Here is a 12305-nt window from a genome sequence, read left to right on the forward strand (position 1 = left end):
ACAAGAAGAAACATAATCATGTCAGAAAATAAACATATTAGTATATCAAAAAATATAGAAACCGGGGATCAGACAGATTTTCATTTTCTACGCAAAACAGGAATTGAATACATAGAAAAGTTAGGAGGAAAACTCTGGACCGATTATAACTCTCATGATCCTGGTATCACCACATTGGAAGTTTTAAGTTATGCCATAACGGATCTTGGGATGAGGATGAACCTGAACATGGAAGATATCCTGGCATCTGATGATGTAAAAACAGACATTCATACCCAGTTTTTAAAGGCTGCAGAAATTTTACCTTCAAGACCTTTAAACGAACTGGACTACAGAAAGCTGTTTATCGATATCAGCATGCCTGGAAGTCTTAAAAGACCAATCCGTAACTGCTGGCTGGTTCCTAAAAATGAAAAATTATATGTCGATTGTAAAACCGGGGATTTAGACTTTAAACCTATCGGAGAAAAAACACAAAGTTTTAACGTAAAAGGAGTGTATGACCTTTATGTAGATTATGCTGAAGATATTGATACAGATGGTGTTGGATGTGAAAAATCTAATGTCAATACCAAAATATTAGACAGCTATCATGCCAATAGAGGACTTTGTGAAGATCTGGCGGAAATTAAAGAAGTTGAAATCCAGAAAGTTGCAGTATGTGCCCGTATCGGACTTGTCAGTAAAGCTGATGAAGAACTGGTGCATGCTAAAGTCATCAGAACAATCAATAATTATCTGTCTCCGGAGGTTCATTTTTATTCGCTGAAACAAATGCTGGACAAAGGTCTGACTACAGATCAGATTTTTGAAGGTCCGCTTCTTGATAATGGCTTTATCGATACTGAAGAACTTAGAAACAGTCAGTTAAGAAGAGAAGTTCGTCTTTCCGATATCATCAGTGAAATCATGAAGATTGAAGGTGTTAAAGAAATTCATGACGTATCTATTGCAGGTTGTGACAGCGTGATCAAACAAAATAATGACTGGCTGATCTGCATTGAAAAAGGCAGAAAACCGGAGCTGTGCGAGCTGAGTTCATTCAGCTACAGTAAAGGATCTCTTCCACTAAATATCAATGAGAAAAAAGTTCAGGATTACCTGGAAACTCTTAAAAGAGAAGAAGAAGTACTTAGAGATGATGCAAGACAGAATAAAGAGTTGGTACTGCCGCAAGGAACTTCATATGATATTGCGAATTATGCTACTATTCTGAATGAATTTCCGGATACCTATGGAGTAGGAGAATCTGGAATTATTGGGAATCCATCACCGGAGAGAGAAGCCCTGGCCAAACAAATGAAAGGGTATTTGCTATTTTTTGATCAGATCCTTGCCGGCTATTTCAAACATCTTGAAAAAGTAAAAGAAGTATTAAGCATTAACGGTAAGTTAAAAAGAACCTTTTTTACTCAGGCTCTTAAGAATATTAAAGGCTTTGATGAACTGGTTTCCAACTATGATACGGAAAGCGATGATCAACTTACAGATTCATTATATGAAGAGCTGGATAACAGTGTGGAACGCCGAAACGAAGTTTTGGATCATTTAATCTCCCGTTTTGCTGAAACATTCAGTGACTATACCTTCTTGATGAAATCACTGTATGGGAAATCTACCGATGAAATTGTCTTATACAACAAAGAAAATTTCTTAAAAGAATATTCATCATTAAGTAAAGACAGAGGTTTAGGCTATAATTATACCTTAATTGGAGATTCAGATCTTTGGAATACCAGTAATATTTCCGGTGTTCAGAAAAGAATTGCCCGGTTGCTGGGAATTAAAGATTATACCCAGAGAAACTTATCTCAGTCTCCGGTATCCATTATTGAAACAACAGACAATGCCGGTAAAAATACTTACACCTGGAAAGTAAAAGATACAGGAAGCAATATCATCTTATCATCTGTCAATGTTTATACTACTGAGCATATTGCCATCAAAAACCTGAATGATGCCATTTATCAAACCATTCAGATTGATGAGGAAGATCTTCAGAATGCCTTAGACAGATTAGATGAGAAACATCCTGAAGTTACATTAGAAAAATTAAAAGCATGTGAAGATGGGTATTGCTTCATCGGAAATATAAAAATCCGTGTTTCATTGGGTGGTAACTATTATTTGGAAATTGTAGATGATTCGGATGCAAAAAATGTAATTGCTGTTCACAAAAAAACTAATCCTTATTCAGATTTGAAAGAATTGAAAGAAGGAATTAAGGCAACGGTGAAGTATTTCAAATATGAATTTACGGAAGAAGGTATTTTCCTTGTTGAGCATTTATTGCTAAAGCCCACCACTAAAGATTATAAACTTATGGGAGGTATTGGCTGTATGTCTGTAGGAGGTACTTTCAGAATTATGTATGACCTGGAAGAAGAAAATCCTACTACAGATCCGATAGAATATTCGGAAGCCTTTATGTCTTCTTGTGAAGAAGGCTGCGAGACAGATGTCTTTGACCCTTATTCTTACAGGGTGAGTGTTGTTCTTCCTGGTTTTGCTTATCGTTTTCAGGATCCTGATTTCAGGCGTTATGCGGAAACCGTGATCAGACAGGAAATTCCGGCTCATGTTTTAGCAAAAATCTGCTGGGTGGGAGACCGTTTGAGTGAAAAACAAACCGCTCAGAACGATTTGGCTGAATTTGAAACAGCATTTAAAAAATACCTTTCAGATAAAGCGAGGAACAATATTGTGAATCTTGGAAACAGCATTACGGATTTACTAACCGCTCTTAGCCATTTAAACAATATTTATAGACCGGGAAGGCTTTTGGACTGCGACGCCAATGATAACGACACTCTGGACGGAAAAATCATATTAGGACAATCGAACTTATCAAAAAAATTGAAAAATAATGAACACTAAATTAGACAATGTAACAACCCAATATAGAAAGTTCAACGACAATCAGGCGTTAACAGAAGGGCAATTAAACGAATTTATAGACTATTTCGAAGATCAGGACAGATTATCAAGAACCCGCCTGAGTGGAGTTGGGGTAGTATGCGGTTTTCAATCGAAGTACGTAGAACTTGAAATCTCACCTTCTCTGACAGAAAAAGCATCCAGACCAGGAGATATGGATCTTGAGATTCCCTTTGATACTATTATGATTACACAGGGAGCTGGGGTTACTACTGATGGAGACCTGATAACGCTGCGCCAGGTAGGAAGCAAAAGGTCAGAGGCTATCATAGACTTCAAGGCTAAAAATTACAAATACTATAGGAATTATATTGATGTTCAAGGATATGAACATTTTCGTATCGGAGGACAGCAAATACCTCTTTTAGAATTGTTTACAACAGAAGAGTATAGACAATTATTGAACGAAGGGGCTAATGCCGGAGATTTTAAACAGGTAAGTGAGATTTATAGTTCATTAAATGATAAAATTGTTATTCTGTATCTGGAAAGTTATTCTAATGATGAGACCCCATGTCAGGATGCTGATTGTGACAATAACGGAGCAGAGCAGGTATCTAATCTTAAAATACTTCTGGCAGATTCAGCGTCTGTTTCAGAGCTTATCACGAAAGGAGATGCAAAAGATGCTATCTATAAACAGCACAATACATATGAAAAACTTTTTGACAGTTTGCCTAACATAGCGGCCAAAAGAGTTATTCTGGATGCTCTTGTAAAAACAGCACCGCAGTTAAAGACCAAATTTCAGGGCGCTATCAGTACTGTTGCAGAATTAAGTGATGGCTTTACCTCTATTGCAGGAGCTTTTAATGTAAATATGAATCTGGGCGGGCAGACGCTTTATGATAAACTGAACCCTTTGCTGACAAGTACTTCTCCGGCCTTAGAAGATTATCAGTACCGATATGATTTATTAAAGGACCTGATTGATACCTACAATGAAATAAAAGGGCTGATCCTGCATCTCAATGCTGAATGCTGTCCGGATATTAGCTCATTCCCTAAACACCTTATGTTAGGGCCAGTTGGAGCAAAGCAGGAATTAGGAGAATATATCCCATTACGTCACGATTTTTATAATTCACCAATTACGACCAATGATGATGAGAATTATGAAAGAGTTGTAATGCTTGCCAATCGTTTTGTGCAGAAAGTCAATGGATTTCAATCCTATATCGGACGTATTAAAATTACGCCTTCAAACCTGAATGTAAGATTGGGTAATAAAGCAATACCGTATTACTATAATGTAGATCAATCTTTATTGGCCCAATGGAACTTTGAAAAAGCAAAAACCGATAGAGCTGCTTACAATTTAAGTTATCATACAGCCAATTTATCAGGAGAAGATTTTATTCAGAATCCGCTGAATTATAACATTGACAATAATGATTTTTATAGAATCGAAGGTCACATTGGAATGCCTTATAAAACAGCATTGCAAAACATCAATGATCTTAAAACACAATACGGTTTAGCCTTTGATGTTATTGCATTGGTTCTGGAAAAAGGGGAAAAACCTGGCAGCGAGCCGCCAATCCGTGAAAAAACAGTATCTATTGATGAGCTCAGAAAGCAGCTGATATCCATTTCCAGCGATGTAAGCAACAGGACAACCAATTCACAGAATACTTTACTGAACATCTCTAAACTGGATGAGCAGCTAAGATTACTGAACCAGGCTGAATTCTCAAAAGAAGGATCTTCAGATGGGGTTACGGTAGTAAAGCAGGATCCGAAAAAAGACGATGTTGTAAGTGAGCTTTTAAGCGAATTTTTAGAAAGGAAATCAGGCCTGGAGCATGTGGCTGGAGTGGAACCGGGCGGAACTTTCGCATTGATTTATCACTCGGAAGCTGATAACCAGGTTCTTGCAGATTTTTCACTGCCTTATCTGTGTTGCTCTAAAAAGGATCCTGCATTCCTGTCGTTACCGGCAAACAAACTATGTCAGAAAGATGCTCCAATTGTGATGACAATTGTTCCGGTAGATGGGCAGGTAAAAGCATTTGTAAATGGTGCTCAGATTCCTGCGGTTACACAATCGGGAGGTCAAAGCTTCTTCGATCCTGGTCTGGTTAACGCGGCTTATTTTGGACAAACTATTACGTTTACCGTTAATGATGATCCAGTGGAAGCACAGATGGTAGTGTATGCACAACCAAATATATCTGTGACTACAGGTACGGTGAGTTATGATGCTCCTACGATGGACGAAAATGCAAACAACCCGGATGCAACAGTTGAGTTTGATGCTTCTGGAGACTTTACAGGTCTTACATTTACCTGGAATTTTGATGATGGTACTCCAATTATTCATAACGAGGCACCAACTAACAAAAAAATCCATGTGTATAAGCTTGTTGCCGGACAAGAGAAAACTTTCAATCCAACACTTACAGTAACCAATGCTAATGGCTGTAGTACGGTCTACAAATTAGCTCCGCTAAAATTAAAAGGTCAATCCACTATTGCATGTTTAAGTGGTATGAGAGTAGTCATTCAGTATAGAGACGATATAGACACAGGTCACGTTTGTAATGATGCTACTTTCAACTTAAAAGGAAATGGTATTGTCATAGGAGGGATCAATCCATACCCTGGCTTTATTGGAAATATACATTTAAGTAATACAGGAGGCAGTCAGGATAGAGGTAACCATAAACAGGGTACTCCTGCATTGAGCAGATATAATGAAATTATCATCACTCAGGCAGAAGCTAAGCAAATGGCATCACAATCATCAGATGGTTTTGTAGAGTTTTCACTTGAATGTGCTCTACCTGTTAATAACAGACCGCCAACTGGTTGCCACCAGGATGTTGCCTATACCGAAATATTCCTGGCAAACGCTACAGTTCCTATTTATTTTGGTTATCCAAATGGTAATTTCCTAAGAATAAACCCTTGTACAGGAGTGACAAAATAATAGTCAGATAATAACTTCATAGGCAGTTTCAATTGTCTATGAAGTTTATTAAAAGACCTTAATAAATCATTAAAAAATGAACAATAATGAAGAATCAATTAAGTAGTATAGCAGTCCAATACCGTAAATTCAGTAAAGGGCAGTATATAGAAGATCCTGATCAGTTCAATGAGTTCCTGGATTTTTTTGAAGATCAGGACCGTTTGTCCAGAGTACTGCTGCAGGGAGTAGGTATTGTATGCGGCCTCAAACCAACACTTATATATAAAAACAGGCTGCTCAGCGGCATACAGCTTTCTCAGGGAGCAGCGCTTACCACCGACGGAGATTTATTAACCCTGAACAATACGAGTAAGATAAGTGAAGATTTGTACATGAGCGATCTGAAAACGGTTGATCTTGAAAATAAAAACTTCACCCATTTTAAAGTATATGATAATTTTAAAATAAAATACCCTGCGTTTTACGAGGGGAGCGAGCAGATTGAACTATGGGAACTGGCAATAGCTCAGGATGCAAGATCTGATTTTCAACCTGTTAATAATCTTACAAAATTAGAAGACAAATACCTGCTGCTGTATTTGGAGGACTATGAAAAAGAAGTTAAGCCTTGTAGAGGTGTTGACTGTGATAATCATGGAATACAGCAAACCAGAAACCTTAAAGTATTAGTTACTACAGCAAGAGGGATCACTCATATTCTTGGAGAAGATGGTTTTACTCTACCTGACCCTATAACAGGTGAGGTTAAGCTCAAAAGAAAAGATCGTCTTCAGCCTCATCCTTTGTTTATAGAAGATATAATGGAGCCTGTGAAACAAAACCGTGTTATTTTAGAACAGTTTGTTTCAGATAAAAAATTGAGTGCTTCTGATTTAAAAAATATATATATCAAGGCTGTGGATAAAACTGATTTTGGGAAGGTTGTTTTTGAAAGAATGGAAGCAATCGGTAAAATAGTAGGGATTCCAACAGCCAATTACGATACGTTTAAAGCATCATTTACAAGAATTTTTAATCAGGACTCAGGTTTTCAGTATGCTTACGATGTCGTAAAAGATTTAATGGATACCTATTCTGAAATTGTAGAATTGCTTCCTAAAGCATTTACTAAATGTCTTCCGGATTTTGTTTCTTTTCCTAAACACATCATGCTTGGGAAATTAATATCAGATATTCAGTTGGATTTCTCAAGACATCAGTTTTATAATTCACCTGCTTTGGATGATGAAAAAGCAACCCAAAGAGTTAAAACCCTGATTAATCGTTTTAATCAGCAGGTGGGATATTTTAATCCTGATAATATTATTAAAAATAAGGAAAAGGTTAAAATTACTCCATCACAAAAACTGAATCCTCTGAGTAATAAAGCGATTCCTTTTTATTACACGGTTACAGAAAATTTCTTAAAAGCGTGGAACTTTGATAAAACGAGCAACCGGTCATCTGGCAGCAATTTAACATTTGATACAGATTGGGTGTTAATAGGACAATTTGAAAAAGAAAGTCCTTTAAATCTCAATATAGATAACTATTCGTTTTATAATATAGAAGGTCATCAGGGGATGGATTACCAGGTTGCCTTTGAACAGATAAAGGAAATCAAGGATAAGCAGCAGCTGGGATTTGATATTATGCTCTTGTCTTTAGAAGAATTAAAGGGAAATAAAGATCTGTCAAAAACATATTTCAATGAATATGTCGAAAAAAATTCGGGATTGGAACATAAGCGGGGAGTAAAACGTGGTGGCACTTTTATTCTGGTTTATGATTCTGTGAGAAATCCAAAAGTTATTGCAGACTTTTCACTTCCATACATCTGTTGTACTCCAAAAGCAATTATCAAATTGAGTTTGCCAACTTCTGTTATCTGTGCTGAATCCGACCCAATACCTTTTACAGTATCCCCAATGAATGGAGTTGTGAAAGCAAGTATCGGTAATGGTGTGAAATTTATCAATGGACAATATATCTTTGATCCGAAGGCTGTGGAAGAACAGTTCTATGGTCAGGAAATTACCTTTACTGTCAATGGTAAACCTACTGATTGCAGCATTAAAGTGATTTCAGAACCGGATGTTAAAGTAGAAGTTGTAAAACCTGTCATTTATCCTGGAGGAGACTCAACAGCAACAATAGTAAACATTAAAGTTTCCGGAGCAAACTTTGCAGACTATAAGTACAGCTGGGATTTCCTTGGGACTGACGTTTGGGTTCCGATAAAGCCGGATGCAAATGGATTTGTGAGTTACAAGTATTACAATCTGGATCTTAAAAATATTCCGGCAATAAGAGTAAAAGTAGATGGCAGCGGATGTATCCAGGATGTTATAATAAGAGACTGGTACGATGCTCCGGTTCGGTTAAGTTTAGCAACAGATATTATTTGTTCTTCATCTGATTCCATACCTTTTATTGATCTATTCCCTACGGATGGGATTGTGAAAGCCAGTGCCGGTGCTGAAGCCAGTGTTGTATCCAGCAATGGAAGCTATTCTTTCAATCCAAATGCAGTGAATTCTGCTTTGTATGGTCAATATATTACATTTACTGTAAACGATAAATCAACGAACTGTCGTATTAAGGTTATTCCGCCGCCTAAAGTTAATATTAATTATACTGTTGATTATCCAGCGAACGGTTCAACAGAAACCACAATAAACATTGACGTTTCCGGACCATATTTTACAGAATATATGTACGAATGGGATTTTCTGGGTACCGGGCAGTTTACTCCTCCCAAACCTATAAATGGTAAGATAAGTTATAAATATTCTAATCTTGATCCAAAAAATATTCCGGTGATAGGAGTGAATGTGACTGGAGGAGGATGTTCTCAATACACGACTATAAGAGGTTGGTATGATGCTCCGGTTCAATTAAGCTTGCCGGTGAATACTATTTGTTCTGAATCCGGTTCTATACCTTTTAACGTGGTACCCAGCAATGGAGTTGTAGCAGCCAGTGCTGGTGCTGAAGCTAGTGTTGTATCCGGTGCTGGGGGATATTCCTTCAATCCGAATCTGGTGAATCCTGCGTTACACGGTCAGGTAATTACCTTTACTGTAAACGGAAAACAAACCAACTGCAGTATTAGGGTTATTTCAACACCGAAGGTTGGGATATCTGTTAAATCTGTTGAATATCCGGCCGGTAATTCAAATGAAACAAAAGTAAACTTTGTCGTTTCAGGGCCAGGCTTTACAAACTATACTTACAGTGTAGATGGTAACCCGCTTTCTCAGCCGGATGCTAATGGAAATATGAGTTATACCTTGATGAATGTAGATCCAAAAAATATCCCGGTGATCAATGTGAAGGTGAGTAACGGTGAATGTACTCAGACTATTACGGTAAGAGATTGGTACGTGGCGATCAAAAAGATAGACTTATCAGATAGTGTAAACTGCTGTCCTGCCACTCTGCCGATTATTAAAGCTGATGCCGGGGCGAAAGATCTGCGGTTTTCTTTAGAACTGGGGAGATTTGGACTAAAAGGATCAGGTGACGGAGCGCCCGTACTTCTATACTTCTGGAGCAAACTAGAAGGTCCGGATGTGAAGCTTATTAGTGATCCTGCTAACGGAGAACTGATCGTTGAAGATTTAATTGCTGGTAACTATAAATTCCAGCTTCTGGTTAAGGATGCGAATAGTGATGCATTTAGTATTGATACAACAACTGTAACAGTGTATTGATATTAAACCTAATCTGATATCAAGGGGTGTTTTTTCTTTAGAATGATTTCAACACCCCTTAGATATTGATAAAATATAATATTAACAATAAAAACATAATATAATGGCAGCAGCAAAATGTGATGTTTCATTCAAAATAGGATATGAATCTTCATTGCCACTAACAGAGGCGACTGTGACTTATTTAAATCCGCCGGGACCTACCCATGATATAAAGCAATTGGTTGTAACGGGTAATGCAATAAAGCTTAATGATATTCAAAATGATATTCAAACTCCAGGCACATACGAATTGGAAGTGAAACTGGCTGTAGGCGGAATTGTTACTAAGAGAGATTTTTTTCTGAACGTTGGGAGATGTAATACTTCTTCTACTTGTTACGTTCCTAAAATCTATGATATAAAAGTGCTGGATGACGGCCAGATCGTAATGAACTACTGGGTTGATGATACCACCAATCTTGCAACATTGGAATATCAGATAGCAAAAGATCCTGACTTTACAGACATTATTTATACAAAGGTGGGCTTTAGCGATACTGCGTATACCCAATTTGAAAATATTGATATGAAAAATGGGAAAATTCCTGATAATACTAAGTTATATATAAGAATAAGAAAGTATTGTAAGCCGGATGGAATTTCAGATTGGTCAGATGTTGTTCAGTTTGATTCTAAAGAGTGGAGTGGTGCAGTAGAAGCCTATTGTTTGTCTGGTGTAGATGATCTGAACCCAGACCCTCTTTGTAATGGGACAGACCCTGCCTGGAAAGTGAAAGTAATTTTGAAACCCTCTTCAGCAGATATAGGAACTTTGATTTACTTGACTAATGGTATGCTTGCAACACCTACAAATATAAAAGAATTTGAGCCAAATGCACCCGAAAGCTTCAAAAGAAGTGGGATCAGATGGATCAGATTCCTGAGTTCATATCTTAATCCAAGTGCCATTTATCGGGTAGATCCGGAAAATGCTACAATAATTGGTAGGGAAGACAAAGTAAGCTGTTAGAATATCTTATACTGAGATGATCTTAATGCCCCAATAAAATCCTCAAGCAATTGAGGATTTTATTCACTCAGGCAGTTATCTTCTGTTGTTTTTACGTCTTGTACTTATAATATTGAAAAGTTTCGCAACATCCTTCAGATGGATTTCGAAATCTTCATAATATTCATTCAGAGAATGAAGGGTGATAATTCCTCTTTCCACGTCATGGTTGATGATTCGCTTTACCAGAATTCCTTTCTCTTTGTGAACGATCACAAAATCCCATTTATCATAATGCAGCTTACTCATCCAGTAATCCTGTCTGATATTTCTGCATAAGATAATGTCTCCTTCCAGATAGCTTTCGTACGATCCGTTATCCATACTGTCTCCTTTTACTTCAAAACACATGTATTCACCTCTGTGCTCTACATCGTCCGTAAAAGGAATAGTGGGTAAGCTTTCTATATATTCTTCATCAGCAAAATTACTCAGATAACCGGCTTGTGCATATTGATTCGCCAACGGGACATGCATAATCTTCAAATCTGAAAAAACAACCGGAGATGCGCTGTCATCATTGAGTTCCTGCTGTTTTAACAGTAAATTGGTGACAAAGTAAGCCGTCGTTTCCGGTATTTTTCGTTCGCCTTTTTCCCAATATTGCACGGCTCTGGTACCCACTCCTATAGATTTAGCGATATCAGCCTGCTTCATGTTTAGTTTCTTCCTGATTTCTTTGAATTCTAAATAGTTCATTTTGATATGTTTATAGTTATTTGTGAAAAAAAATGAACAAAATGTTCGTTTTTTATTTTGAAAAACGAACAATGTTCGTATATTTGTTTCGTCATTATGATGAAACAGTACAAATGTACAAAATTATATTTAAAATTTAATTTTTTTTTAATATTTGAAAATGTTATTTTTTGCTTATAATTATCTGTAATTAAAAAAGTTAAGTATTTATTTTGTGCCTAATATATTTAAAATGTAGATATTTTCCTTTTTTGTTTTATCCGGCGCAGATAGGAATAGAAAAATTTTCAATAATCTATAAAATGTAAAAAGTGCGTTTTTATTTTGAGTTTTTTTGGATTTTTGTTCGTTTTAAGACTGTTTTAATAATGATAAAAATGCGTTTATTTTTTGATTGATATCTAAATAAAGCAATCATTTTGCTCTTTGTTTTTCCAGAAAATAAAAAACAACCCGGAAATGTAGAATAACGCTGCTGTTCAGCATATAAAATATCGATTAATTATAGTTGGCAGTAAGGTTGATAATACATACTAAAAAGGCAAATGAAATTTAGAAGATAGAAGCCAGAATGAGATTTTTATTGGGAAATATCAGGTACCCGCTTCTAAAAAAACAAATTTAAATAATGGAATCAGACATCTTGTTAAAAGGCGGAATATTCGCCTTTAGGGTTTCTTATGACTTAATGAAACGGTCAATATATAAGAATAGGAAGCTTGTCTGATTCGGAAAAAACTTTTTAACCAAAAAAACTTTTAACCATAGAATATGAAACGTAGTAAAGAATTAGTCGAAAAAAGAAAAGATTTTGTCATTGATTATGTAAGACGTAATCAGGATAAACAGATGAAAGTGATTGTCAATGAGCTTATGGAAATGTTGTTTCTGTCTGAAAGAACAATATATAACATTATTCTTCAGCCATAACGTATGATCACGGAAGAAAGCTCAGTCCTTACCATTTAATATAATGTTGTAATGTGAA

The 12305-nt window shown here is 36.4% G+C and carries 6 protein-coding genes; 5 read left to right on the forward strand and 1 reads right to left on the reverse strand.

Annotated features, from left to right (window positions below):
- The first annotated feature begins 18 nt into the window (after positions 1 to 18).
- The 4 genes from SFA27_RS07920 (at position 19) to SFA27_RS07935 (ending at position 10579) form a co-directional block, all read left to right on the forward strand.
- Entirely contained in the window at positions 19 to 2877 is a 2859-nt protein-coding gene (locus SFA27_RS07920; protein WP_407297492.1) for a hypothetical protein, read from the forward strand.
- Positions 2867 to 5869 carry a PKD domain-containing protein gene (locus tag SFA27_RS07925; protein WP_407297494.1) on the forward strand — a complete coding sequence of 1001 codons (3003 nt, stop codon included), beginning with the start codon at positions 2867 to 2869 and terminating at the stop codon, positions 5867 to 5869. The genes SFA27_RS07920 and SFA27_RS07925 overlap by 11 nt, the downstream gene beginning before the upstream one ends.
- 86 nt (positions 5870 to 5955) lie before the next feature.
- Positions 5956 to 9567: a PKD domain-containing protein gene (locus tag SFA27_RS07930; RefSeq protein ID WP_407297496.1), complete on the forward strand. Its 3612-nt coding sequence runs from the start codon at positions 5956 to 5958 to the stop codon at positions 9565 to 9567.
- Positions 9568 to 9670: 103 nt separating this feature from the next.
- On the forward strand, positions 9671 to 10579 hold the full coding sequence (locus SFA27_RS07935) for a hypothetical protein (protein WP_047378129.1): 909 nt from the start codon (positions 9671 to 9673) through the stop codon (positions 10577 to 10579).
- Positions 10580 to 10654: 75 nt separating this feature from the next.
- Here the strand turns inward: SFA27_RS07935 and SFA27_RS07940 are convergent, their stop codons facing one another.
- Positions 10655 to 11317, reverse strand: coding sequence for a S24 family peptidase (locus SFA27_RS07940; protein ID WP_047378128.1), 663 nt, complete (start codon positions 11315 to 11317; stop codon positions 10655 to 10657).
- 771 nt (positions 11318 to 12088) lie between these two features.
- Here SFA27_RS07940 and SFA27_RS07945 point away from each other — a divergent pair.
- Positions 12089 to 12247, forward strand: coding sequence for a hypothetical protein (locus tag SFA27_RS07945; protein WP_156118456.1), 159 nt, complete (start codon positions 12089 to 12091; stop codon positions 12245 to 12247).
- The last annotated feature ends 58 nt before the right edge of the window (positions 12248 to 12305 follow it).

This window comes from Chryseobacterium sp. HR92 (assembly GCF_045689405.1).
GTDB lineage: Bacteria > Bacteroidota > Bacteroidia > Flavobacteriales > Weeksellaceae > Chryseobacterium > Chryseobacterium viscerum_A.